Source organism: Aeromicrobium sp. S22 (genome assembly GCF_009661045.1).
Lineage (GTDB): Bacteria > Actinomycetota > Actinomycetes > Propionibacteriales > Nocardioidaceae > Aeromicrobium > Aeromicrobium yanjiei.
The window spans coordinates 295,947-320,772 of the sequence record NZ_WJWV01000001.1; the positions used below are offsets into that span (position 1 = coordinate 295,947).

The 24,826-nt window shown below is 71.1% G+C and carries 23 protein-coding genes; 12 read left to right on the plus strand and 11 right to left on the minus strand.

Going from position 1 to position 24,826, the window contains the following annotated elements; genetic code table 11:
• Positions 1 to 1,296, minus strand: a complete 1,296-nt coding sequence (locus GEV27_RS01480; protein ID WP_309221968.1) for a hypothetical protein — start codon at positions 1,294 to 1,296, stop codon at positions 1 to 3.
• Positions 1,297 to 1,376: 80 nt separating this feature from the next.
• On the opposite strand from GEV27_RS01480, the gene GEV27_RS01485 reads away from it, so the two are divergent.
• From GEV27_RS01485 to GEV27_RS01505, 5 genes are read left to right on the plus strand one after another with little or no spacing between them, the layout of a single operon-like run.
• Positions 1,377 to 2,039: a glycosyltransferase family 2 protein gene (locus GEV27_RS01485; protein ID WP_153654721.1), complete on the plus strand. Its 663-nt coding sequence runs from the start codon at positions 1,377 to 1,379 to the stop codon at positions 2,037 to 2,039.
• Positions 2,036 to 2,686, plus strand: coding sequence for a DUF2064 domain-containing protein (locus GEV27_RS01490; RefSeq protein ID WP_153933287.1), 651 nt, complete (start codon positions 2,036 to 2,038; stop codon positions 2,684 to 2,686). Before GEV27_RS01485 ends, GEV27_RS01490 begins: the two co-directional genes overlap by 4 nt.
• Positions 2,683 to 3,327: a bifunctional 2-polyprenyl-6-hydroxyphenol methylase/3-demethylubiquinol 3-O-methyltransferase UbiG gene (locus GEV27_RS01495; protein ID WP_153933288.1), complete on the plus strand. Its 645-nt coding sequence runs from the start codon at positions 2,683 to 2,685 to the stop codon at positions 3,325 to 3,327. Before GEV27_RS01490 ends, GEV27_RS01495 begins: the two co-directional genes overlap by 4 nt.
• Positions 3,324 to 4,502: a molybdopterin-dependent oxidoreductase gene (locus tag GEV27_RS01500; protein ID WP_309221969.1), complete on the plus strand. Its 1,179-nt coding sequence runs from the start codon at positions 3,324 to 3,326 to the stop codon at positions 4,500 to 4,502. Before GEV27_RS01495 ends, GEV27_RS01500 begins: the two co-directional genes overlap by 4 nt.
• Positions 4,499 to 4,927, plus strand: a complete 429-nt coding sequence (locus GEV27_RS01505; RefSeq protein WP_153933289.1) for a hypothetical protein — start codon at positions 4,499 to 4,501, stop codon at positions 4,925 to 4,927. The genes GEV27_RS01500 and GEV27_RS01505 overlap by 4 nt, the downstream gene beginning before the upstream one ends.
• Here the strand turns inward: GEV27_RS01505 and GEV27_RS01510 are convergent.
• Positions 4,905 to 5,372, minus strand: coding sequence for a GNAT family N-acetyltransferase (locus tag GEV27_RS01510; RefSeq protein ID WP_309221970.1), 468 nt, complete (start codon positions 5,370 to 5,372; stop codon positions 4,905 to 4,907). The two genes, GEV27_RS01505 and GEV27_RS01510, sit on opposite strands and share 23 nt — an antisense overlap.
• Positions 5,369 to 5,920, minus strand: coding sequence for a dihydrofolate reductase family protein (locus GEV27_RS01515; RefSeq protein WP_153933290.1), 552 nt, complete (start codon positions 5,918 to 5,920; stop codon positions 5,369 to 5,371). Before GEV27_RS01515 ends, GEV27_RS01510 begins: the two co-directional genes overlap by 4 nt.
• 39 nt (positions 5,921 to 5,959) lie before the next feature.
• On the opposite strand from GEV27_RS01515, the gene dcd reads away from it, so the two are divergent.
• The 3 genes from dcd (at position 5,960) to GEV27_RS01530 (ending at position 8,354) form a co-directional block, all read left to right on the plus strand.
• On the plus strand, positions 5,960 to 6,535 hold the full coding sequence (dcd, locus tag GEV27_RS01520; protein ID WP_153654716.1) for a dCTP deaminase: 576 nt from the start codon (positions 5,960 to 5,962) through the stop codon (positions 6,533 to 6,535).
• Between the two features lie 68 nt (positions 6,536 to 6,603).
• Positions 6,604 to 7,518: a pseudouridine-5'-phosphate glycosidase gene (locus tag GEV27_RS01525; RefSeq protein WP_243838806.1), complete on the plus strand. Its 915-nt coding sequence runs from the start codon at positions 6,604 to 6,606 to the stop codon at positions 7,516 to 7,518.
• Positions 7,515 to 8,354 carry a carbohydrate kinase family protein gene (locus tag GEV27_RS01530; RefSeq protein WP_194944103.1) on the plus strand — a complete coding sequence of 280 codons (840 nt, stop codon included), beginning with the start codon at positions 7,515 to 7,517 and terminating at the stop codon, positions 8,352 to 8,354. Before GEV27_RS01525 ends, GEV27_RS01530 begins: the two co-directional genes overlap by 4 nt.
• Here the strand turns inward: GEV27_RS01530 and GEV27_RS01535 are convergent.
• Complete coding sequence (locus tag GEV27_RS01535) at positions 8,344 to 9,234, minus strand: carbohydrate kinase (RefSeq protein ID WP_153909844.1); 891 nt, start codon at positions 9,232 to 9,234, stop codon at positions 8,344 to 8,346. The two genes, GEV27_RS01530 and GEV27_RS01535, sit on opposite strands and share 11 nt — an antisense overlap.
• Complete coding sequence (locus tag GEV27_RS01540; RefSeq protein WP_153933292.1) at positions 9,231 to 10,442, minus strand: AGE family epimerase/isomerase; 1,212 nt, start codon at positions 10,440 to 10,442, stop codon at positions 9,231 to 9,233. Before GEV27_RS01540 ends, GEV27_RS01535 begins: the two co-directional genes overlap by 4 nt.
• Before the next feature lie 190 nt (positions 10,443 to 10,632).
• On the opposite strand from GEV27_RS01540, the gene GEV27_RS01545 reads away from it, so the two are divergent.
• Positions 10,633 to 11,562: an ABC transporter ATP-binding protein gene (locus tag GEV27_RS01545; protein ID WP_153654712.1), complete on the plus strand. Its 930-nt coding sequence runs from the start codon at positions 10,633 to 10,635 to the stop codon at positions 11,560 to 11,562.
• A complete protein-coding gene (locus GEV27_RS01550; RefSeq protein ID WP_153933293.1) occupies positions 11,559 to 12,371 on the plus strand; it encodes an ABC transporter permease in 813 nt (270 codons plus the stop codon). Before GEV27_RS01545 ends, GEV27_RS01550 begins: the two co-directional genes overlap by 4 nt.
• A gap of 15 nt (positions 12,372 to 12,386) precedes the next feature.
• Here the strand turns inward: GEV27_RS01550 and GEV27_RS01555 are convergent, their stop codons facing one another.
• The 3 genes from GEV27_RS01555 to GEV27_RS01565 form a co-directional block, all read right to left on the minus strand.
• Positions 12,387 to 12,761: a YchJ family protein gene (locus GEV27_RS01555; RefSeq protein ID WP_153654710.1), complete on the minus strand. Its 375-nt coding sequence runs from the start codon at positions 12,759 to 12,761 to the stop codon at positions 12,387 to 12,389.
• Positions 12,762 to 13,021: 260 nt separating this feature from the next.
• Complete coding sequence (locus GEV27_RS01560; RefSeq protein ID WP_153933294.1) at positions 13,022 to 16,525, minus strand: heterodisulfide reductase-related iron-sulfur binding cluster; 3,504 nt, start codon at positions 16,523 to 16,525, stop codon at positions 13,022 to 13,024.
• 136 nt (positions 16,526 to 16,661) lie between these two features.
• On the minus strand, positions 16,662 to 17,465 hold the full coding sequence (locus GEV27_RS01565; protein WP_153654708.1) for an alpha/beta fold hydrolase: 804 nt from the start codon (positions 17,463 to 17,465) through the stop codon (positions 16,662 to 16,664).
• A 164-nt stretch (positions 17,466 to 17,629) separates the two neighbouring features.
• On the opposite strand from GEV27_RS01565, the gene GEV27_RS01570 reads away from it, so the two are divergent.
• Positions 17,630 to 18,574, plus strand: coding sequence for an AraC family transcriptional regulator (locus GEV27_RS01570; protein ID WP_309221971.1), 945 nt, complete (start codon positions 17,630 to 17,632; stop codon positions 18,572 to 18,574).
• On the opposite strand, the gene GEV27_RS01575 is transcribed toward GEV27_RS01570, so the two are convergent.
• The 3 genes from GEV27_RS01575 to GEV27_RS01585 are packed head-to-tail and all read right to left on the minus strand — an operon-like array spanning position 18,560 to position 20,811.
• Positions 18,560 to 19,753 carry an MFS transporter gene (locus GEV27_RS01575; protein WP_153933296.1) on the minus strand — a complete coding sequence of 398 codons (1,194 nt, stop codon included), beginning with the start codon at positions 19,751 to 19,753 and terminating at the stop codon, positions 18,560 to 18,562. The two genes, GEV27_RS01570 and GEV27_RS01575, sit on opposite strands and share 15 nt — an antisense overlap.
• 60 nt (positions 19,754 to 19,813) lie before the next feature.
• A complete protein-coding gene (locus GEV27_RS01580; RefSeq protein WP_153933297.1) occupies positions 19,814 to 20,269 on the minus strand; it encodes a GNAT family N-acetyltransferase in 456 nt (151 codons plus the stop codon).
• A complete protein-coding gene (locus GEV27_RS01585) occupies positions 20,269 to 20,811 on the minus strand; it encodes a DUF4916 domain-containing protein (protein ID WP_153654704.1) in 543 nt (180 codons plus the stop codon). The genes GEV27_RS01580 and GEV27_RS01585 overlap by 1 nt, the downstream gene beginning before the upstream one ends.
• A 302-nt stretch (positions 20,812 to 21,113) precedes the next feature.
• Here GEV27_RS01585 and GEV27_RS01590 point away from each other — a divergent pair, with 302 nt between their 5' ends.
• Positions 21,114 to 24,770, plus strand: a complete 3,657-nt coding sequence (locus GEV27_RS01590) for an Ig-like domain repeat protein (protein ID WP_194944104.1) — start codon at positions 21,114 to 21,116, stop codon at positions 24,768 to 24,770.
• Positions 24,771 to 24,826: the final 56 nt, after the last annotated feature.

Below are 24,826 nucleotides of genomic sequence, written 5' to 3' on the forward strand. Positions count from 1 at the left end.
TCACCACCTTGTCAGCAGAAGCTGTTGCACGCAGAGGGCGAGGACGACCTGCGACAGCAGCAGCGGGCGGTGCCACCGCTCGGGCAGCAGCGCCGGGAGCGCGACGACCCAGATCGTGAACGGCAAGAAGATGCGCTCGACCTCGGCCTTGCTCATGCCGGACAGGCAGGCGACCGCGATCGTCAGCAGCGCGGCCGCGGCGAGCTGGGCCATGACGTTCGTCCGCACGAGCCGGGCGGCGCGCGGGAACGCGGCCCAGACCGCGAGTCCGACCGTGAACGTCCACGCGGCGATGTCGGCCCACACCCAATAGGCGTACGACCGCTCGGACGCGATGCCGTCGTAGTAGCGCTGCCGCAGGACCGGGTACGCCTCCCACCACGCGAAACCGCCGAGCGTGAACAGGGCGGCGACGAGCGCGGCCCCGCCGAGGGCCCAGGGCAGCGGGCGCCAGCTCCGGGCGATCAGCAGCACCGCGACGGCGAGGATCGCCAGCAGCACCAGTCCGTACGACAGGTAGACGCAGGCGCCGAGCAGGAGTCCCGCGCCGATCGCCGGCAGCACCCGGCGGTGGACGGCCGCGATCGCGAGCAGGGCGAGCCCCCAGGCGGCGACGGCCGTGAACACCGCGTCGCCCGTGACGCCCATCCACACGGCGCTGGGCGCCAGCACCAGCCACGGCAGCGCGGACCGCGCGAGTCGCTCGGTGCCGAGGGTCCGAAGCGTGACCAGCACGGCCACGGCGGCGGTGCTCGCGACCGTCACGCACACCACGCCGATCCAGAACGGGTCGGTGATCCCCAGGCGGTCGAGACCCACGAAGTAGAGCAGGGCGCCGGGCGGGTGGCCGGCCACGTGGACGTGCCAGTTCTCGGGGGACGAATAGGGGATCCGGTCGACGAAGGTCTGCAGCATCGTGTGGATCGAGCCGACCGACTGCGCGTCGTACACGTACTCCTGGCGCCGCTCGAAGACGCGGGACAGTCCGTCGGTGCCCTCGGTCATCGCCAGCGCCACGGTCCACAACCACGACCCGCCGAACCCGGTCGCGAGCACCGCACCCCACGGGGCGGAGCGGGCCAGGCGCGGCACGACCAGCACGAGCCCCAGACCGATCACGACGGCGGGCAGCGTGAGGAGTCCGATGCGGGGATCCCAGTCGGCATGGAGGGGTGGCCAGTGCACGCGCACGTCCTCGTCGAGCAGCTTCGGGACGATCATCGAGGCCGCCACCACCAGCAGGCCCACGAGGGCTGACAGCACGGCCGCGCGGGAAGAGGCTGACGTCCGAGGCACGGTCCACAGCGTAGGGCGCCCCACCACGGACGGCCCGTCGGCGAAGTGCGGCCCATCCGCGGGCGCCTTAGGTTCGAATCATGGCCATGAGCACTTGCGACGTCGTCATCCCCTGCCGGGACGAGGCAGCTGCGCTGCCCGACGTCCTGCGAAGCGTCCCCGAGGGCTGGGGGGTCATCGTCGTCGACAACGGCTCGGTGGACGGGACTGCGGACGTCGCTCGCGGGCTCGGCGCACGCGTCGTGCAGGAGTCACGTGCCGGCTACGGCGCTGCGGTGCACGCAGGCGTGCTCGCGGCCCGGGCGGAGTTCGTGGCCGTGATCGACGGTGACGCGTCGATGCAGCTGACCGAGCTCGTGCCGATGCTCGACGCCGTACGCTCGGGGGCCGTCACGATGTCGGTCGGCCGCCGGCGCCCCGTCGGCCGGGGGGTCTGGCCGTGGCACGCACGTCTCGGCACCCACGTTCTCGCGACATGGATCCGGCGCCGCAGCGCGTTCCCCATCCATGACCTCGCCCCCATGAGGGTGTGCCGCCGCGACGACCTGCTCGCGCTCGACGTCGAGGACCGCCGCTTCGGCTACCCGCTCGAGCTCATGCTGCGGGCGGCCCGCGCCGGGTGGACCGTGCAGGAGGTTGACGTCTCGTACGGCCGGCGGGCTGCCGGCACCCGGTCCAAGGTCTCCGGGTCGGTGAGGGGCACGGCCCGGGTTGTGCAGGACTTCGCGAAGGTGCTCCGATGAGCGCCCCCACCCTCCTGGTCGTGGCCAAAGCGCCCGTCGCGGGAGAGGCGAAGACCCGCATCGCCGAGACCATCGGGGACGAGGCCGCGGCGGCGGTCGCCGCAGCCGCGCTGCTCGACACCCTCACGACCGCCTCGGCGGTCGGCTGGCCACTGGTCGTCGCGATGACCGGTGACCTCGCCGCCGCGTCCGCGCACGACGAGGTCACCGCCGCCCTCGCCGCCGCGACGGTCGTCCCGCAGCGGGGCGACTCGTTCGCCGAGCGCCTCGCCCACGCCCACGCCGACGCCGACAACGGCTTCGGGGTCGTGCAGGTGGGCATGGACACGCCGCAGCTGACCGTCGCTGACTACCTCGACGCCGGACGCACGGTCGAGCTCGGCGGTCGGGTCATCGGCCCCGCCGAGGACGGCGGTTGGTGGCTCCTCGGCCTGCCGGACCCGGCCGCCGCGCGCGCCCTGGTCGACGTGCCGATGTCGCAGGACGACACCCTCGAGCTGACCCAGCAGGCGCTCGGCGGGGAGTGGATCCGGCTGCGGACCGTCCGCGACATGGACACCTGGGACGACGCGGTCGAGATCGCCCGTGAGGTGCCCATCTCGCGCCTCGCCGACGCCGTCGCGCAGGTGGAGTCGTCGCGCGCATGAGCCTGGCCTTCGACCCCACCAGTGCCTACGACGCGGCCTTTTCCGGCAAGGCGACGCAGGTCGTCGGCGATAGCGGAGGACATGAGCCCTTCGAGGTCGGCGTCTGGTCCTCCGATCCGGACTGGATCGACCACGCGCTGTTCATCGACCCGTGCGACGGCGCGACCCTCGACGTGGGGTGCGGGCCGGGCCGGCTCGTCGGTGAGATCGCCCGCCGGGACGTGCCGGCCATGGGCATCGACGTGTCGATCGAGGCGGTGCGCCAGACCAGGTTCCGCGGCGCTGACGCGCTCCTCGGTGACATCTTCCTGGAGATCCCCGACGAGGGGGAGTGGAAGTACGCCCTGCTGGCCGACGGCAACCTGGGCATCGGCGGCGATCCGGCGCGACTCCTGGCTCGCCTGCGGGAGGTGCTGTCGCCTGACGGTGTCGTGATCGCGGAGGTCGCCGAGCACGGTGCAGGCCTGGTGCGCGAGGAGCGCCAGCTGCTCGTCGAGGGGCGGCTCTCGGTGGCGTTCGACTGGGCGGTGGTGGGGCTCGACGCGATCGAGGCCGTCGCGGCGGAGGGCGGCATGCGGGTGATCGGCACGAGCTCGGTGGGCGGTCGCCACACCGCCACGATGATCCCCATCAGTCCGTGAGACTGCCGACCGTCACCGACATCGAGAAGCGGCTGCCGCGTCCCGACGACTTCCCCAGCCGTGCCCGTGGCCCCCAGGTCTCCGCTCGTGTCGGCACGGCGGTCGGCGTGTGCTTCGTGATCTGCTTCCTGACCGGGATGTGGAGCCACTGGCAGTACTCCACGCCCGGCTGGCTGACCCTGAGCCCGCGACCCACCCAGCTCTACCGCTGGACCCAGGGCATCCACGTGATCTCGGGGACGGCTGCGATCCCGCTCCTGCTGGTCAAGCTGTGGTCGGTCTTCCCCCGGCTGTTCGCCCGTCCGCCCCGGGGAGCCCGCGCCCGGATCCTGACCCTGCTGGAGCGCGGGTCGATCGCCGTGCTGATGGGCTCGGCCCTGTTCATGCTCGTGAGCGGGACGCTCAACATCATCGGCTGGTACCCGTGGGAGTTCAGCTTCCGGCGGACGCACGGCGCCATGGCCTGGGTCGCGATCGGATCGGTGCTGGTGCACGTCGCGGTCAAGCTGCCGGTGATCCGAGAGGCGTGGGGCGAGCCGGTCGAGCCGGCGTCGCCGGAGCGCACCCCGGTGGACGTCGATGAACCGACCCGCAGGGACGTGCTGCGAGGAGCGTTCCTCGCGTCGGGCCTCGCCGTCGTCCTGACGGCAGGCCAGGCCGTGCCGTGGCTGCGCAGGATCTCGGTGTTCTCGGTGCGTCCGGGCGACGGCCCGCAGGACCTGCCGATCAACCGCACGGCGCGCAGCGCGGGCACGTCCACGTCCGCGCTCGACCCTGACTGGGTGCTCGAGGTGACGGGCGCGGACCGCACGGTGCGGCTGACCCGCGACGACCTGCTCGCGATGCCGCAACGGACTCACCGGCTGCCGATCGCGTGCGTCGAGGGGTGGAGCCGCAGCGCCGTCTGGACGGGCGTCCCGCTGCGGGACGTCATCGCGCTGGCGGGCGCCGGCCCCCGGACCGACGTCGTCGTGCGGTCGCTGCAGACCAAGGGGGCGTTCGGCTCCTCCCGCGTGGTCGGCAACGTCGTGGCGGATCCCCGCACGTTGCTCGCGCTTCAGCTCAACGGCGAGACGCTCGACATCGAGCACGGCTACCCGTGCCGCCTGATCGCGCCCAACCGGCCCGGCGTTTTCCAGACCAAGTGGCTCAACCGCCTGGAGGTGCAGGCATGAGGGCCGCACGGGTGCTGCTCGGCGCACTGGGCGCGGGACTCGCGCTGTGGGGGCTGTGGCAGATGCGGGACCTCACCCGCGAGCAGCTGACGTCCGAGGCGTTCTGGGCCGTGGGCGCGGTCGTGCTGCACGATGCGGTGCTCGCCCCGATCGCCGTCCTCGTGGGATGGGCTGGCCACCGGCTGCTGCCCGGGCCGTTCCGACGTCCTGCGGCAATCGCGTTCATCGTGTGGGGCACGTTGACGGTCGCGTTCTTCCCGACCCTCAGCGGGCAGGGCGGCAAGCCCGGCAACGACACGGTCCTCGGCCTTCCGTACGTCCTCACGTGGCTCGTCATGACGGGGATGCTCATCGCGTACGTCGTGGGAGACGGGCTCCGGCGCCGTCGATCCCGCTCGGTCGCTACCGCAGCTCGAGCGTCATGAACACGCTCCAGGGGTCCGGCACGTAGTCGGCGAACGGCTCGCACTCGACGAACCCGTGCCGGGCGTACAGCCTCCGTGCCGCCTCGAACGGGGGGTTGCTGCCGGTCTCGAGGCTCACGCGGGCGTACCCACGGCGCCGGGCGACGTCGAGCAGGTGCAGCAGCACGACCTCGCCCACCCCCTGGCGCCGGAACTCGTCGGTGACGCGCATCGACTTGATCTCGGCGTGCGTGGGGTCGAGCTCCTTGAGGGCGCCGCAGCCCGCGAGGCGACCGCCGGACCAGACGCTCCAGAAGGTGACGTCGGGGCCCGAGAGGCGGTCGATCGGCAGCGCGTGGACGCTCTCGGCCGGGGTGTGCGAGGCCATCTCCGCCAGGTGCTGCTCCAGCAGGGCCACGACCTCAGGGCCGCTGAGGTCGTCCTCCCGGATCTCGAACCGGGTCACCGCACGACGCGGTGGTGCAGGTGCACGACACCGTTGTCGAAGCGGTGCTCGTCGACGAGCTGGAGATCGATCCGAACGTCGTCCGGCAGTGACCGGGCGCCGCCGCCGACGACGACCGGGGACACGAAGGTGTGCAGGTCGTCGACGATCCCGGCGGCGAGCGCCTGCCCGGCGAGCTCGGCGCCGCCGATGAGCACGTCACGCTCGGCCGCGTCCACGAGCGACCGGACCGCGCCCGGGTGGAAGTCGCTCTCGATGCGGGTGCGCGGGGTGCTCGGGTGCTCGAGCGACCGGGAGTACACGACCTTGTCCGCCGCCCGCCAGATCTCGGCGAAGTCGCGCGTCACGGGATCGTCGTCGCCCATCGTCTCCCAGACGGCCATGGTCTCGTAGAGACGGCGTCCGTACAGGTGCGTGCCGACCGGCCGGAACAGGTCGTTGAAGAACTGGTGGAGCTCGGCGCTCGGCACGCCCCAGTCGAAGCTGCCCTTGCGATCGGTGATGTAACCGTCGAGGGTGACGTTCGAGGAGTGCAGGAGCCGGGCCATGCGACGACCGTAGCGCCGCGGTGCGTGTAGTTTCTACACGTGCTTCTCTCCGACCGCGACATCCTTGCCGAGATCGATGCCGGACGCGTCGCGCTCGACCCGTTCGACCCCGGCATGATCCAGCCGTCGAGCATCGACGTGCGGCTCGACAAGTTCTTCCGCGTGTTCGACAACCACAAGTACCCCCACATCGACCCGGCAGCGGACCAGTCCGACCTGACCCGCGAGATCGAGGTCCAGGGCGATGAGGCGTTCATCCTGCACCCCGGCGAGTTCGTGCTCGGGTCGACGTACGAGCTCGTGACCCTGCCCGACGACATCGCCGCTCGTCTCGAGGGCAAGTCGTCCCTCGGGCGTCTCGGCCTCATGACGCACTCGACGGCCGGCTTCATCGACCCGGGATTTTCCGGGCACGTGACGCTCGAGCTCGCCAACGTCGCGACGCTGCCGATCAAGCTCTACCCGGGCATGAAGATCGGCCAGGTCTGCTACTTCCGCCTGACGTCGCCGGCCGAGAACCCCTACGGCTCGGCCAAGTACGGCTCGCGCTATCAGGGCCAGCGCGGCCCGACCGCGTCCCGCTCGCACGCGAACTTCCACCGCACCGAGATCTGAGGGCCTGACGCCCCGCTCGGAGGGTGGCCGCCGTCACAAACAGCCTGACTCATCGATAGGCTCCCGGCGTGACGATCCCCCTGAGCATCTCGCCCGCCGTCCAGTCCGCTCTCGACGAGGGCTGGCCCGTCGTCGCCCTGGAGTCGACGATCATCTCGCACGGCCTGCCCCGTCCGGACAACCTGGCGGCGGCGCGCCGTTTCGAGCAGATCCTCACCGACATGGGCGTCGTCCCGGCGACCGTCGCGGTGCTCGACGGTGAGCTCAAGGCCGGCCTGACCGACGACGAGCTCGTCCGGGTCGCCAATGAGGACGTCCCCAAGCTGAGCGTCCGCGACCTGCCGATCTCGCTGGCGCGGGGCGGCAGCGGCGCCACGACCGTCGCCGCGACCTCGTACATCGCGAACCTCGCGGGCATCCGCGTCTTCGCGACCGGCGGCCTCGGGGGCGTGCACCGCGGCGCCTCGGAGACGTTCGACGAGTCCGCCGACCTCAAGGTCCTCTCCGAGGTGCCGATCACGGTCGTGGCGGCGGGGGTGAAGTCGATCCTCGACATCCCGGCGACGCTCGAGCGCCTGGAGTCCCTCGGGGTCATCGTGCTCGGCTACGGGACGGACAGGTTCCCGAGCTTCTGGCTGACCGACTCCGGCCACGAGCTCGACTGGTCCGTCCCGGACGCGGCCGCGGTCGCCGACGTCATGGCCGCCAGGGACGCGCTCGGCCAGCCTGCTGCGGTCATGGTGGGCAATCCGCTGCCGATCGCCGAGCAGCTCGATCCGGCCGTGCACGACCGGGCCCTCGCGGACGCCCTGCGCATGGCCGACGAGCAGGGTCTCAGCGGCAAGGAGGTCACGCCGTTCCTGCTGCAGACGATCGTCGACCTGACCGGCGGCGACAGCCTCGCGGTCAACCTCAAGATCGCCGAGAACAACATCCGCGTCGCGGGCGAGATCGCACTGTCCTGGGCCGGTCGGTCGAAGTGATCCTCGTCGTCGGTGACCTCGTCGACGACATCGGCGTCCGCCCGCTCGGGTCGGTCAACGCGGCGAGCGACACCGTCTCGGAGATCCGGATGACGGCCGGGGGATCGGCGGCCAACGTCGCGGCCTGGCTCGGCCACCTCGGCGCCCCCGTCCGCTTCGTGGGCCGGTGCGGGGCGGACGCCGTCTCCCGGCACGTCGCGGCCCTCGAGGCGTACGGCGTGGACGCCCGGATCAGCGGCGATCCCGACCTGCCGACGGCGACGATCGTGCTGACGCTGGACGACGCCGCCGACCGCACGATGTACGTCGACCGGGCTGCCAACACGACCCTGACCGACGATCACGTGCCCGCCGAGGTGTGGCAGGGCGTGACGTGGCTGCACCTGACGGGCTACTCGTTCTTCGACGACGGCGTGCGCCCGGTGGCGCTGCGGCTCGTCGAGGAGGCGCGCCGCCGCGGCGCCGGGGTCAGCATCGACCCCAGCTCGCTGGGATTCCTGGAGCAGGCCGGACGCGAGACGGTCCTGGGCTGGCTCGAGGGCGCCGACCTGGTGTTCCCCAACGACGACGAGCAGCGGTTCCTGCAGCTCACGGGCGACGGGATCGTGCTGACCCGCGGGGCCGAGGGTGCGACGTTCGGCGCGTACGCGGTCCCCGCTCTCGCGACCGACGCGGTCGACACCGTGGGCGCGGGTGACGCGTTCGCCGCCGGCTTCCTCAGCCGCTGGACGAGCGACGGGGACCCCGAGGCGTCCCTGGCCGCCGGCGCGAGGGCCGCCGCGGAGTGCGTCGCGGTCCGTGGCGCCCGCCCGGCGGGCGGAGTGCTCAGGGGGTGAGGTCGCGGGTCCGCGGCGGATCGGCTCCGGGACGGGAGCAGGTGATCGCGGCGGCGCTGGAGGCGTACATCGCCAGATCGCGCAGCTCCGTCGCGTCCAGCTCGTCGGCGGACGGCCACTCGTAGGTCGCGCACCACGAGAGCATCGCGGCCATGAACGAGTCGCCCGCACCGATCGTGTCGACGAGGCGCACCTCGGCCGGCGGCACCTCGACGAGGACGTCCCCGGCGCCGACGACCGCCCCGTCCGCTCCGCGCGTCATCGCGACGATGCCGTGGTCGGCGGCGAGCCGGCGCACCACGGCGACGGGCTCCTCGCCCGGGAAGAGCGTTGCGGCGTCCTCGTCGCTCATCTTGATGATCGTCGCGTGCGGCGCGATGGTGTCGAACACCCCGCGCCAGACGGAGGCGTCGGGCTCCACGCTCAGGCGGACGTTCGGGTCATACGACACCGGGATGCCGAGCACGTCGGCGCTGACCACGAGCCCGGCGACCAGCGCCGCGCCCGGCTCGAGCGCGGTGCCCAGCGAGCCGACGTGGACCGCCTCGAAGTCTGCGGCGTCGGGGAGTGCGGCGGGGTCCCAGGTCAGGTCGAAGTCATAGCTCGCGCTGCCGTCCTCGGCCAGCGTCGCGACCGCCGAGGAGGTCCTCGTCGGGACCGGGTCGAGGCGCTCGAGCCCGACCTCGGAGTCGTAGAGGTGCTCGCGCAGCAGGTCGCCGTACGCGTCGTCGCCGACCTGTGCGGCGAGCAGCGTCGGGACGTCCAACCGGGCCAGGCCGACTGCGACGTTGAAGGGGGACCCGCCCGCGTGGGGCTCGGGGTCCCCGCCCTCGCGCTGCACGACGTCCACGAGCGCCTCGCCGATCACCAGGACCGTCACTGCTCGCGGCCGATCGTGAGCGCGGCGCTCGGCGCGAGGGGCAGATCGGGCAGGGTGAGCGCGTTGAACGCGTGGTACGCGTCGGGCTTGCCGCGCCACGTCCGGGTGGAGACTGCCATCGACGGGGCGAGCTCGTGGTGCCACGACCCAGTGGCGGGGTCCACGAAGTAGTCGTCGATCTCGGACCACCAGCGACTCGCGAGGCCCGCGTACAACGCCTTGCCGCTCGAGGCGTGCAGCGCCTCGGCCGCCAGCACGGCCTCCGCGATGACCCAGTGGAAACGCTCGCGCACGACGGGCTCGCCGTGCCAGTTGGTGGTGTACGCGAGGCCGGGGGTGTCGTCCTCGGTGGTGTCCTGGACGGCCTGCGCGAACAGCGCTTCGGCGGCCTCGATCATCCACGGCTTCGGGTCGGCCATGGCCGCGGCGAGCTGCACGAGGAGCCGGGACCACTCGAAGGCGTGCCCGGGCGTCGCGCCGTACGGACGGAATGGATCGGCGACGATCTCGTGGTTGAACTCCGGCACCGGCGTCCAGTCCTCGTCGTAGTGCTCCGGGATGCGCCACTCGTGCGATCGGGCGTGGATGCCGATGATGCGCTCGCAGATCGCGAGCGCCCGATCGTGCCACTGCGGATCGCCGGTCACGTCGCCGGCGACGAGGTACGCCTCGACCGTGTGCATGTTGCTGTTGGCGCCCCGGTAGGCGTCGGCCACGGACCAGTCCTCGGACAGCTGCTCGAGGCAACGGCCCGCGGTCGGCTCCCAGAACCGGTGCGCGTGCACCTCGCCGGCTTCGGCGAGCAGCGCCTGGGCGCCCTCGGCCCCTGCCGCGGCGGCCGTCGCGGCGGCCAGCAGGACGAATGCGTGGCCGTAGCAGCGCTTGGCGGTGTCGACCGGCGTGCCGTCGAAGCCGATCTCGTCGTACCAGCCGCCGAAGGTGTCGTCGTGGAACAGCGTGGACAGTGCGGCGACGCCGTGCTCCGCGAGCGGCAGGGCGTCGCTCTCGCCCGCGAGGTGGGCGAGGGAGAAGACGTACGTCATGCGGGCGTTGATCCACAGCTCCAGGCCCTTGTCACGGTCCGGCTGGCCGGTGTCGTCGAGCCAGATGAATCCGCCCTCGGGACGGACCGACCTGCGCGCGAACGCGAGCAGGTCGTTGCGGGAGGCGGCTCGCCAGGCAGGGCTTCCGGGGGTGTCGTCGCTCATGGGTTCACGCTACCGGCGCGGCCGCGACGAGGCCGGGCAGCAGGGCCCGGGGCTGCGACCGCATCCCACTAGGGGTGGGTTCAGGGGGTGTCAGGGGTCGTTCCCCGATGCCGCACCACGTCCTGCGGCGTGAGGGTGAAGTCATGACTTCACAGCAGACGGCCACGGGCCGCACCGGGCGGTGGTCGGCATGATCCGCGCCCAGGGACTCACCAAGACGTACGGCGACAAGATCGCCGTCGACGGCATCGACTTCACCGTCGCCCCCGGCCGGGTCACCGGCTTCCTCGGACCGAACGGGGCCGGCAAGTCCACGACGATGCGCATGGCGCTCGGTCTCGACACCCCCACCAAGGGGTCGGTGAGCGTCAACGGCCACCGCTACGCCACCTCCCCGGCACCGCTTCGCGAGGTCGGGGCGCTGCTGGAGGCGCACGCGATCCACCCGGGACGATCCGCCCGCGACCACCTGCGATGGCTGGCTGCCAGCAACGGCATCCCCACCACCCGGGTGGGCGAGGTGCTGGAGCAGGTCGGGCTCGACACGGTCGCCGGTCAGCGGGCGGGACGTTTCTCGCTCGGCATGGGCCAGCGGCTCGGCATCGCGGCAGCGCTGATCGGCGATCCGGGGGTCGTGATCCTCGACGAGCCGGTCAACGGCCTGGACCCCGAGGGCATCCGCTGGGTGCGGCAGCTGGCCCGCCAGCTCGCCGACGAGGGGCGGACGGTCTTCGTCTCCAGCCACCTGATGTCGGAGATGGCGCTCATGGCCGACCACCTCATCGTCATCGGGCGGGGAACGATCCTCGCGGACTGCTCGATGCAGCAGTTCATGGCCGATCACGCGGCCTCGTACGTCCGGGTGCGGGCGGCGCGGTCGACCGAGGTCGAGGCGCTCCTGGTCGGCCGGGGGCTCGAGGTCAACCGGGTCGACGACGAGCTGCGGGTCCAAGGGCTCGAAGCAGCCGCGGTCGGCGAGCTCGTGGGCAGCCACGGCCTGCTCCTGCACGAGCTGACCCTTGTGCGTTCCTCGCTCGAGGACGCATTCATGGCACTGACGGCCGACAGCGTGGAGTACCACGCCAAGGCCGCTGAGGAGATCAAGGCGGTACGACGATGAGCTCACAGACCCTCGAGGAGACCCGCGCCGAGCTGGATGCGCCGCGGTCGGGATTCGGCCACGCGCTGCGTGCGGAGTGGATCAAGCTGTGGACCGTCCGCTCGACGTGGTGGACGATGTCCGCGCTGGTCGTGCTCGGCGCCGGCCTCACGACCCTGATCTGCTGGGGCAACGCCAGCTGGCTCGCGAGCTCGGACGCCGACGAGTCGCCCGGCTCGTTCATCACCTGGGGCATGATGATCGCCCAGGTGTGCGCGGTCATCGTCGGCACGCTCGCGGTGACGTCCGAGTACGGCACCGGCATGGTCCGCACCTCGTTCGCGGCCGTCCCCCACCGTGGGGCCGTGTTCGCGGCCAAGGCGATCGTGGTCTGTGGCGTCCTGTTCGTCGTCGGCACCGCGACCGCGGTGCTCGGCTACCTCGGCGGCAACTACTTCCTCGACCGCGAGGGCATCGGCCTGGCGCTCGAGGGGGACGTCGCCCGCGCGATGTACGGCAGCGGCCTGTACCTCGCAGCGCTGGGGCTGCTGTCGATGGCCGTGGGCTTCCTCGTACGACACACCGCGGCGGCGATCTCGATCGTGCTGGCGACGGTGTTCGTCATCGGCAACATGGTGATGCTCATCCCCGGTGAGCTGGGCGACTTCATCACCAAGGTCATGCCGGGCAACGCGGCGTCCTCGCTCGTCGCGCCGGTCTCGTTCAACCCCGAAGCCCTGGGTGCGTGGACCGGCTTCGGCGTCCTCATGGGCGAGGTCGCCGCCCTCTGCACCCTGGCCTGGTGGCTGCTGCGCACGCGAGACGCCTGACGCCGCCCCGGGTGGTCACGCGTCGACGTAGAACCACGTGCCGGACTCGCGGACGAACCGACTGACCTCGTGCTGGCTGCCGTTGCCGGTCGGGGCGCGGTAGAAGGCCTCGAACTCGACCACACCGGTCGTCTCGAACGGCCCGCCCCCGCGCGTCGCCAGGATGTCGAGCCGGTACCAGCGGCGATCCTGGTCGAGCTCGAGCCTGGCCGGACGGGTGCTCCGGTGCCAGGTCGAGAGCAGGTAGGCAGGATCGCCGACCGCGAAGGCGCTGAACCGTGACCGCATCAGCTGCTCGGCAGTCTGGGCGGTCGCGGTGCCGGCGTGCAGCCGGCCACAGCAGTCGTCGTACGTCAGGCCGCTCAGGCAAGGACAACGCGAAGGGCTCACGCGACGATCATCCCGTACCCGTGCACCGGCACAAAAAAATCTTCGGCAGCCCGTGACGTCCGCGCGGCTGCCTCGTTGTACCTGTCGAATCGGGAACACTCCCTCCCGCCCGATTGCGACGCTGATCCCCCGATCAGCAGAAGTCCGACCCGTGGCTCCCTCCCGGTCGGACTTCTCGCATCTTCCCGGACCCGCGCCCGGGGAAAAAAGAAGAAGGGACGCACCAGGGGTGCGTCCCTTCTTCTGTGTCGTCCTGCGGGCTAGGACTTGGTGTCGTCGCCCGGCTCGTCCTCGTGATAGTCCAGGCTGAGCTGCGTCGCGGTCTCGGTCAGGTCCTTCCCGCTGGGGTTGGCCTCACTGAGCTCGGCGACGTCCTCGGAGACGGGGTCGGCGGTGTTCTCGCCGTCCTCGACCGGGGTCACCTCGGACGGAGCCTCGACCTGCGAGGTCGGCGCGGGCTGCGCCGCCTCGTCCGAGAGCGTCTCGGCCTCCTCCTCGCGGGCGTCCTCCTCGACGGGCTCGGTCTCCTCGGTCGGTCCCGGCGCGGGGGCCGGCTCCTCCGGGGTGGGCTCCGCCTCGGTGGTGGCCGCGGGGGCGTCGTCCGAGGGGGTCAGGTCGGTGTTGACCGGGCCGACGTTGGCCCAGGCAGCCTTCTCCTTCTCCGATGCGTCGCGGTCGTCCGTCTCGGTGTCGGCCTGGTCGGTGACCGTCTCGGCCTCCTCCTCGCGGGCGTCCTCTTGGACGGGCTCGGTCTCCTCGGTGGGCTCCGGCGCGGGGGCCGGCTCCTCCGGGGTGGGCTCGGCCTCGGTGGTGGCCGCGGGGGCGTCGTCCGAGGGGGTCAGGTCGGTGTTGACCGGACCGACGTTGGCCCAGGCAGCCTTCTCCTTCTCCGATGCGTCGCGGTCGTCCGTCTCGGTGTCGGCCTGGTCGGTGACCGTCTCGGCCTCCTCCTCGCGGGCGTTCTCCTCGACGGGCTCGGTCTCCTCGGTGGGTCCCGGCGCGGGGGCCGGCTCCTCCGGGGTGGGCTCGGCCTCGGTGGTGGCCGCGGGGGCGTCGTCCGAGGGGGTCAGGTCGGTGTTGACCGGACCGACGTTGGCCCAGGCCGCCTCTTCCTTCGCGGACGCCGGCTCGGTGTCGACCTCGGCCTCCGGCTCCGCGGGCTCCGCCTTCGTGGACTCCGGCTCGTCCGTGGACGCGTCGGACGTCTGGATGTCGCGGGCATCGGCGTTGCGGGGCTCGGTCGGCGCTGCGGACTCGTCGGCGTGCCCCCCGCCCTGCTCATCGAGCTTGACGTTGTGATCGGCAGCGAACTGCTGATCCGTGGCAGCGTCGGAGTCGGCCGGCTCCTGCAGCTCGTCGACGTCCGTCGTGCCCTTGTCGCCCGGGTCGCCGTCCTCGGTCGCCCTGGCCGCGGCACCGACCTCGGCGGTCTCGCTGAGCGAGTCGTCGGCCCGGTCCTCGGCGTTCGGCTCGGCCTCGGTCGCCTTGGCGACGTCCTCGTCCGAGGGGCCGTCGCCACCCGTGGCAGCGGCCGCGGTCGCAGCCTCCGCCTCGTCGACGACCGACTTCGTCTCGTCCTCGGTCGGCTCGGGAGCCGGGGCGCGCTTGACGCCCGCCAGCAGCATCTGCGCGACGTCGAGGATCTCGACCTCCTCGCGGGCTGCGCCCTCGGACTGCTTGAGCGTCAGGCCGTCCGACAGCATCACGCGGCAGAACGGGCAACCCACAGCGATCTGGTCAGCGCCGGTGGCGATGGCCTCCTCGGTGCGGTTGACGTTGATGCGCGAGCCGATCGTCTCCTCCATCCACATGCGGGCACCACCGGCGCCGCAGCAGAAGGACTTCTCGGAGTTGCGGGGCATCTCGGTGAACTCGGCGCCGGGGATGACGTTGAGCAGCTCGCGAGGTGCCTCGTAGACCTGGTTGTGACGACCCAGGAAGCACGGGTCGTGGTACGTGATCTTCTTCTGCTCCTCGCCCTCCACGGGCGGCAGCGGCTTGAGCTTGCCCTCGCGCACGAGGCGGTTGAGCAGCTGCGTGTGGTGGACGACCTCGAGCTCGACGCCGAACTCCTTGTACTCGTTCTTCAGCGTGTTGAAGCAGTGCGCGCAGGTCGAGACGACCTTCTTGACCTTAGTCTCCTTGAACACCTCGGCGTTCTGCATCGCGAGCTGCTGGAAGACGATCTCGTTGCCGGCGCGACGGGCCGGGTCACCGCTGCAGGTCTCGCCGTCGCCCAGCACTGCGAACGAGACGCCCGCCATGTCGAGCAGCTCGGCGACGGCCTGGGTCGTCTTCTTGGCCCGGTCCTCGAACGCTCCGGCGCAGCCGACCCAGAACAGCCAGTCGACCTCGTCGAGGTCCTCGACCTCCACGCCGACCTGCTTGACCTCGAAGTCGAGGTCCTTGGCCCAGTCCATGCGGCCCTTGGGGTTCATGCCCCACGGGTTCCCCTTGCGCTCCAGGCCCTTGAAGATGTTGTTGAGCTCGGCCGGGAAGTTGGACTCCACCAGCACCTGGAAGCGGCGCATGTCGTCGATGTGGTCGACGTGCTCGATGTCGACGGGGCACTGCTGCACGCAGGCGCCGCAGTTGGTGCACGACCACAGGACGTCGGGGTCGATGACGCCGTAGACCGACTCGTCACCGATGAGGGGGCGCTCGAGCTCACGCTTCTGCTCGTCGCTGAGCTTGCCCTGCTCCTCCTCGGACAGCGAGAGGAGGGGCGCCTTGGCGTACGCGTGCTCGCGCAGGCCCAGGACCAGCAGCTTGGGCGACAGCGGCTTCTCGGTGGCCCAGGCGGGGCACTGCTCCTGGCAGCGTCCGCACTCGGTGCAGGTCGTGAAGTCGAGGATGCCCTTCCACGAGAAGTCCTCGAGCTTGCCGACGCCGAGCTTCTCGAAGTCCTCCTCCTCGAGATCCTCCATGGCCTCGAGGTCGAGGGGCTTGTCGTTGATGTAGATCGGGGGCAGTCCGCCGAGGGACGTGCCGCCGTCGGCCTTGCGCTTGAACCAGATGTTCGGCCACGCGGTGAAGCGGTGCCAGGCCACGCCCATCGTGAGGTTGCGGGCGATGACCATCAGCCAGACCATCGCGAGCGTGATCTTGAACATCGCGACGAAGAAGATGACGTTCTTCAGGCCCTGCTCGGAGTCGGGGTAGAGGGCGTCGCCGACGTACGAGCTGATCGGGAAGTGGGCCCGTCCGCCGTTCTCGCCGCCGTGGTGCAGCTCGATGAGCTTGTACTCCGCACCGCGGATGAACAGGATCGCCGCGCCCTCGAGCATCGCCATGGCCTCGACGAAGTACGCCTGCCAGAACGTCGAGCCGAAGAAGCGGCTCTTGCGGCCGAGCGAACGCGGGTGGTTCCGCTGACGCACGAAGATCAGGTAGAGGATGCCGATCGTGCTGAGCAGTCCGAGGCCCTCGGCCGCCCACTCGTACGGGTACCAGTGGCCGATGATGGGCCACGCGAAGTCAGGGTTGAACAGCTGGAAGTAGCCCTGGAGCACTGCCGTGCTGAGGAAGATGAACGCCGCGTACACGAACCAGTGCGCCACGGCGACGGCCCGCTTCTGGAACATCCGGGTGTGACCGAACGTCTCGACGAGCATGTTGGCGGTGCGCTTGCCGGGGCGATCGCGCCGCCCGACGAGCGGGCGCCCGGTGCGGACGACCTTCAGCATGTCGCGCACCGCCTTGATGATCAGTGGCAGCGCCACCGCGGTGACAACGAGCGACACAACGATCGCGACGATCTGCATGAAGGCCTCAATTCCCTGACGACACGGACCGTGACAGTAGGGCTGACAGTATCCGGTGGGCCTTGCCATCGCCGACTAAGGCATGCCAAAGGTCCGGTGCATGTGGTGTGTCACACACGCCGGACCAGAGGGGCGTTCAGCGTACGGGAGCTGCGGCGAAGTGCTCGAGCAGGTGACTCGCGACGATGTCAGGCTGCTCCAGCGCGACGGAGTGGCCCGCCGCGGACACGGTCCGGTACGACCCGGCAGCCGCCTCGGCGATGTTGATGTCCGAGATGGGCGGCGGATAGGCGTGGTCCTCGCTGCCCGCTATCGCCAGGACGGGTACGCGGCAATCGGCCAGCTCCTCCACGATCCGGCCACGGTGGATGACCTGCCACGCGGCGTCACCGATGCTGGGGCCGAGTGCGGCCATGGACGTTCGCCAGTGCTCGACCGCGGGGGTCTGCTCGGCGAGGCTGGTGTCCCCGAACATGATGTGGAGCAAGGTGTCGACGTGCTCGGCGCCGCCGACCTCGCAGAGCAGGTCGACGAGGGGGGCGAACGCCTCGAGCTGGTGCTCCTCCTCCGCGGACGAGCCGAGCGCGGCAGCGGACAGCAGGAGGTCAGGGTGGCGTGCTGCGAGGCGCAGCGCGACGAAGCCGCCGAGGGAGTTCCCGACGGCGTGGACCGGGGCGAGGTCGAGTGCGCGAATCAGCGCGGCGGCGTCGTCGGTGAGGGCGTCCACCGCGAGCTCGTCACGCGTGCCGGGCGAGCTGGCTCCCTGGCCGCGGTGGTCGTACGCGACGACCCGGTGTCCGGCCTCGACGAGCTTGTCGCGCAGGTCGTCGAACATCGAGTGATCGAAGAACAATGAATGGCTGAGCAGGACCGGGACGCCGTCGGTGGGGCCGGAGTCCGTGTAGGCGAGCTCTGCGCCGTTGACCTGGACCGTCTGCATGTGTGTCTCCTCGGATCTTTGCCGCCCGATGTGACGAGCGACACAATAAGGTCCAGCATCCAGGCGTTCGGCTGCGAGGGTCTTCCGGGAACGCGCAGCGAGCTGACGGTGACGCGCACGATGCCCCGTGCGCGGTGCCCATGGCGCGGTGCGGAGGCGGTGTGGTGGTCGGCACGGACTACGAGGTGTCGCACCTCGACACGTCCGAGGTCGAGGCGTCGGATCGTCCCGACCTCTGGCGCGAGCACGTGCGGTTCAATCACGGGGGCCTCGACTTCGTCTTCGAGCGGCCTTCCGGGTTCTGGGGCGAAACAGTCGTCCAGCGCTCGGGCGAGCTGCAGCTCGTGGAGTTCAGCTCCGATGCCATCACGTACGAGCGACGGGCCCGCGCGGCCCGGACGGACGACGACCGCAGCCTGCGGGTGCTCGTTCCGCGCACGGGGGAGCTTCGGGTGACGCGGCCCGACGGCGAGGTGCGGGTCGGGCCCGGCGGCGCCGTCGCGGTGTCGATGACGTCGGCCTTCGCGCTCTCACACGGGGCGGGGGCGCGAGCGTGGGTCGTGAGCGTCCCCGAGTCGATGTGGCCGCGGGCGATCATCCCGCGGGAGCCGCGGGTGCTGGACCTGCGCTCGGGGATGGGTGCCGTGGTCGCCTCGATGACGACACAGTTGTCGGCCGAGCGGCGACAGCTGTCGGAGACGGACTTCCGCGAGGTGACGGCCGCGCTGGCGCGACTCCTGGCCCAGTGCCTGGCCGACGACGCGACTGAGCGCTGGCCCGAGCTGGCGCAGGCCGCTGTCGCGCTGGTGCGCGCTCAGTCCGACGACCCGACCCTGACGCCGTCCTCGCTGGCGCGTCGGCTCGGCTGGTCCCTGCGGCAGGTCCAGTCAGTCGCCCAGGCCGCGGGTACGACTCCGTCCGAGATGATCCGCTCGACCCGGTTGGCCCGCGCCCGGGCCCGGCTCGACGACCCGGCCGGGGTGCATCGGAGCGTGGCCGACATCGCGCACGCCTCGGGATTCGGGTCGGTCAGCACGTTCAACGGCGCCTTCCGCGACGCGTACGGCCTGAGTCCTCGCGAGGCGCGGGCGGGGTCAGTCGGTCGCTGAGAGACGTTCGCCTCGGACTGGGACGAGGGGGATCGCGAGGAGCGGGGCGAGCGCGACGACTGCGAACGCGACCGCGTAGCCGTGCCCGGAGATGAGCGCGCCGATCAGCGGGGGCACTGCGGCCGAGACGACGTACTGGCCGGTGTTCTGCAGACCCATGGCCCGTCCGGACCAGTACGGACCGCCGATCTCGGCTACGGACGTGAACGCCAAGCCGTTGTCGGCGACCGTCACGGCCGTCGCGATGACGATCAGCGCGATGCCGAGGGGGGTCCCGGACAGCAGGCCCAGGGCCAGCATCGTCGCCGCCGCGGCGATCGCGACCACGCGCATCGGGCCCAGCCGGCTGCCGACTCGGTCGGACCACCAGCCCGCGCCGATCCGGCCGGCCGCGCCGAGCAGCTGGGTCGCGGCGACCAGCGCACTCGCGGCGAACGTCGACCAGCCCTTCTCGTCGATCAGCCAGACCAGCATGTAGGTCCAGACCGTGAACTGCGGGATCACGAGCAGGGCCGAGGCCAGGTGGATGCGGGTGAGGCGGTGGTCGCGGCGGTACGGGTTGACGAGCTGTCCGCTGTCGGCGGCCTGCTGGCGGCTGGGCCGGGGCGGGTCGACGATCAGCAGGGCCGCGAGTGCGGTCGCCGCGGCACAGATCGCCGCCGTGACGAGCAGGGTCGCGCGGAGCCCCTCCGTCGAGACCGTGTTGGGCACCAGCAGGGCGGCGGCGCCGACGCCGAGCGGCAGGGCGGTCTGCCTGATGCCCATCGCGAGGCCACGGCGGTGGGCCGGGAACCAGCCGACCACGATGCGCCCGCTCGCGGAGTTGGTGCTGCCCGCACCGATGCCACCGAGGACGAACCAGGCGCCGAGCGCGACCAGAGACGAGCTGAACGCGGCCCCCGTCGCGCCCACGGTGACGATCGCCAGGCCCGTCGCCATGCTGGCGCGTTCCCCGATCCGGTCGACCACCAGCCCCCACAGGACGAGGGTGGCCATGACCCCCACGAACGGCGCAGCCGCGATGACGCCGGCCTCGGGCAGGCTCAGCCCGCGCTCAAGGTGCAGGTAGGGGATGAGGAACGGGGCGCCGTTGACGTAGATCGTGGCGGCGACCTGGCCGAGCATCGAGACGCCGAGCATCAGCCAGCGGCTCGGTGCGCGCGCCCCGGTCTCACCCATGTGTCCACATCCTGATACGAACTGTCTCAGGATTCAGACTACGCCCGGCCGGGCTGCGCGTCACAACAGGTGCTTCTTCATCCCCACGTGAGACGCGACGTAGCCCAGCCGCTCGTAGAACGCATGAGCCCGCGTGCGCTGCCGGTTGCTGGTCAGCTGCAGCCGCGCGGCGCCGCGCCGGCGAGCGTCGGCCTCGATCCAGGCCATCAGCTCGCCGCCGATGCCGCGCCCCCGGGATGCTGCAGCCGTGCGCACCGCCTCCACCTGGCAGTAGAGCCCGCCGTCGGCCGACAGCATGCGCATCCAGGTGACCTGGGCGGTGCAGACGACCGTCCCGTCGATCTCACCGACCAGGAGGTCCTGGTGCGCGTCGGCGGTGATCTCTGCGAAGGCCGCGCGCTGGCGGGTCGAGACGCCCGCCGGCTCGTCGAAGTAGTGCATCGAGTCCTCGGCGGTCAAACCGAGGATCACTGCCAGGTCGTCCTCGACGGCTGCTCGGACGAGCAGGGACGACATCAGCGCAGGGCGCCCACGTGGGCGAGGGCCTGCTTGAGCAGCACGCCGCGGCCACCCTCCATGTCGGCCAGCACGTCGGGGTGCGCGGCCTCCTCGGGCGTGAGCCAGGTGAGCTCGAGGGCGTCCTGGCGCGGGTTGCACTCACCGGTCACGGCGACGACGTACGCCAGCGCGACCGCGTGCTGACGCGGATCGTGCAGCGCGGAGACGCCGGGGAAGGGGAGGTACTCCGCGACCGTGAACGGCACGATCGAGGTCGGCAGCTGCGGGAACGCCGTCGGCCCCAGGTCCTTCTCGAGGTTGCGCAGCAGCGCGTCGCGGACCGCCTCCCCGTGCAGGACGCGACCCGACACCAGGGTGCGGGTCATCGCGCCGGTCGTCGACGAGCCGCGCAGCAGGATGCCGATGTGCTCGACGTTGCCGTTGGCGTCGACGCGCACCGGGACGGCCTCGACGTACAGGATCGGCACGCGGGCCCGCGTCTCGTCGAGGGCGAAGTCGGGGAGCCAGCCGGGATTCGGGTCAGGGGTGCGCACGGACATGGCCACATTCTGTCCTACCGCCGGTTGGGCTGCGGGCCCGCGCACACGTCGATAGCACACGCGCCGACGTGGTCCGACGCCATTTGTTAACCGCCCAGGCGACTTCGAAACACGCTCGTGACGTACGGCGAAACCATCCAGAAACCGACTGCGTCGACGCTGGTCGCGCCCGCCCGAGTCTCCCGGTCGACGTTGTCGACATGCCGGACGGACATCCCCCGTTAAGGAGCTGTGTGTTGTTATCTCAACGACGTCACGGATGGCGACTCGGTCTGACCGCCGCCCTCGTGACCATCCCCTTGGTGTCCCTGCCGTCCGGTGCGTCAGCCGCAGACGGAGAGCTCGCCTCCGGCTCGGACTGGTCGGTCTCCCAGGCCCCCGGCGGCTATCTCGTCACGGTCGACCTGGACAAGAAGCTGCCCATGGTCTCGGACGCGCCCACGATCGAGGTCGACGGCCGGTCGATCGGCATCGCGACCGAGTCCGGCGACGGCAAGAGCCTCTCGGTGTTCACGACCGACGCGGGTGTCGTCAAGGCCGACGACGTCGACGCCGGCTGGTTCAGCAAGCCGTCGACCGGCATCGCCGCCCGCCTGGGCGCTGCCGCGACCGCAGCACCGCTCGCGGCGCAGGCCGAGGAGCTCGACGCCAACCCCGCCTCGACCGGTCGCTACGAGATCACCGAGTCGGTCTACAACTTCGGCGCGCAGTCCATTCCCCTGGCCGGCATCGGCGGCATCAAGGGTGAGATGCAGGGCAAGATCTACCTGCCCAAGACCGGCGGGGCGCGCCCGACCGTGCTGCTCCTGCACGGCCGTCACACCTCGTGCAGCACCGGCGTGACGCCCGCGACGCGTTGGCCCTGCAACCCCGGACAGATCAACGTCCCGAGCTTCGCCGGCTACGACGGCACGGCCCGTGCGCTGGCGAGTCACGGCTACGCGGTCGTCTCGATCGCGGCCAACGCGATCAACTCCAACGACAACCAGCTCGCGCTCGACCAGGGTGCGCAGGCACGCGGACAGCTGCTGCTCGACACGCTCTCGATGCTCGACAAGGCGGGCAAGGGCCAGGCGGTCAGCTACTTCGACGCGCAGACCGACAAGGACGTCACCCTCGCCGAGGCCCTGGCCGACCAGAGCCCGCTCCCGGGCCTGACCGAGGCGACGCAGCCGATGAGCCCCGCAGACCTCGTCGGTCGCTTCGACCTGACCGACGTCGGCATGATGGGCCACTCCCGAGGCGGCGAGGGCGTCACCTCCGCGGCAACCCTCAACCAGGCGCTCGACAAGCCGTGGGGGATCAAGACGATCCTGCCCCTCGCGCCGGTCGACTTCGCGCGCATGACCGTCCCGAACGTCGCGATGAACGTGATCCTGCCCTACTGCGACGGCGACGTCTCCAACCAGCAGGGCCAGCACATGCTGGACGACTCGCGCTACGCGTTCGACGACGACTCGCTGCGCAGCGGCGTGTGGGCGATGGGTGCCAACCACAACTTCTTCAACACCGTCTGGACACCCGGTGTGTACGGCTACTCGGTGAGCGACGACTGGGGCGCGACGTCGACCGACGCGGTCTGCGGTCCGCGCTCGGCCACCAACATCCGCATGACGGCGCAGGAGCAGTACGACATGGGCACGGCCTACATGGCCGGCTGGTTCCGCCTGACCCTCGGTGGCGAGAAGCAGTTCCTGCCCATGTTCGACGGATCGGGCACGGTTCCCGCCGTGCTCAACGGTGAGGACGTCCGCAGCGTCTCGACGGCTCCGGCCTCGGCCCGCGCCACGATCACGTCGTTCGAGTCGACCAGCTCGCTGGTCCGTCCGGTCGGCTCCGCGACGGCCACGGTGTGCGCGAGCGCGGCAGGTCGTACGGTCCCGCAGGCGCTGCCGGCCTGCACGACGTCGATCAACACGTCGGCGGCTCCGCACTGGACGCCGGCGAGCAACGGCGGCAACGTGCCGGCGACGCCGGTCACCAAGCTCGCGTGGACGGCACTCACGGCAGGCCAGACGCCGAGCGAGCTGCGGGTCGGCGTGCCGGCCAAGGCGCGCAACGCTGCTGGTGCGGAGCGTCTGTCGGTCAAGATCGCGGCCGACGAGTCGGTCCAGGCCGGCACCGACCTGACCCTCAGCGTCATCGACGCCGAGGGTGCGACCTACAGCTCGAAGGTCTCGGCCCTGAACCCGCTGGCGGTCAACCGCCTGCCGGCGTCGGGGACGTCCGCACTGCTGAAGAAGCTCGTGCTGCAGCAGGTCAACGTGCCGACGTCCGCGCTGAAGGACGCAGGCCTGGACGTGTCGGACATCCGTGAGGTGCGGTTCGCCGCGGCGACGGGTGCTGACGAGACCCCCGCCGGCGCGGTCTACCTCTCGGACCTCGCATTCGAGTCGTCCTCGGTGGGCACGCCCGCGGTCAAGACCGAGACGACGATCAACGTCCGCGGCACGTCGGTCGCGGAGGGTGATGCCCCCGGCACCGCCGACATCGCGGTCTACCTGAGCGACAAGGCGTCCAGCCCGGTCACGGGCTACGTGTCGGTCCTCGGGTCGGCCACGGGGCGCGGCGGCATCACGATGGAGAAGGTCACCTTCGCCCCGGGCGAGACGTGCAAGGTCGTCTCGTCGCCGATCCTCGGCGACAAGCTGGCCAGCTCGACCAACAGCACGGTGATCAAGACGTCCGTCATCAACACCTCGGGCGCCGTCATGGGCTCGAAGGCGCTGGACAACCTCGTCGTCCGCGAGGACGACGGCGTGACCGGCTCCGCCGTGGCACTGCCCGCGGCTGGTGTGCAGGGCGATGCGTGTGCCGAGCTGGCGGCGTCCGGGACGACCGGTGCGGTCACGGTCAGCGACACGACGCCGGCCCCCGGCGACCAGGTGACGTTCACGGCCTCGGGCTACCGCTCGGGCGAGTCCGTGGCCTTCACGGTGGGCGCCGCGAGCCTCGGTGAGGCGCTGGCCGACGCGAGCGGCACGGTCGTCCTCACGGCTGCTCTGCCCACGGACGCCGCGATCGGCGAGGCGACCGTCACGGCGGTCGGCTCGGGAACCGGGTTCACCTCCACGGGCTCGATCTCCGTGCTCACCGCCACCGCGACGACGCTCGCACTGTCCCCGGAGATCCCGGGGATCAACGAGAGCGCCACGCTGACCGCGACCGTCACGGGCACCGACACGGCAGGGACCGTCGAGTTCTTCGACGGCGACACGTCCCTGGGGACCGCTGACGTCACGGACGGCACGGCGACGCTCGAGGTCCCCGCGGGCTTCAAGGCCGGCGAGCACTCGTTCACCGCGGTGTTCGGGCAGACGGCCTCGGCCCAGCGCTCGGAGTCCAACGTGGTCGGGCTGACCCTCACCAAGGGCAAGTCGGGCATCGCGATGGTGCTGGCGTCGGACACCTCGGTGTACGGCACGGGCGTCAAGGGCTCGGTCGGCGTCGCCAACGGCGACGGCGGCACGGTGACCGTCTCCTACGGCAGCACCTCGTTCGACGTGCAGCTCGGCGACGAGGGCACGGCGACGTTCAGCCTGCCGAAGACGCTCAACGCCGGCACGTACGACGTCGAGGCGGTCTTCAACGGCACCGACAAGGTCGACCCCAGCGGGGTCGCCACGGCGAAGCACGTGGTCAAGAAGAAGGCCACGACGGCCAAGACCTCGTCGAAGTCGAAGGTCAAGAAGGGCAAGTCCTTCACGGTCAAGACCTACGTCCGCGGCGCGACGGCGGGCACCCAGCCGACCGGCACGGTCAAGGTCTACGTCAAGAAGTCCGGCGGGAAGTACGTCCTGACCCGCACGCTGAAGGTCTCGGCGGCCGCCAAGGGCGTCGTGAGCACCAAGGTCAAGGTCACCAAGACCGGCACGGCTCGCATCAAGTCGGTGTACTCCGGCAACGGCAACTACGCGGGCGTCACCAGCCCCACGAAGGCGGTGAGGATCACCAAGTAGTCCGGGCAGGAGCGCAACGGGGAGGGGCCTTCGGGTCCCTCCCCGTTCGCGTGCGG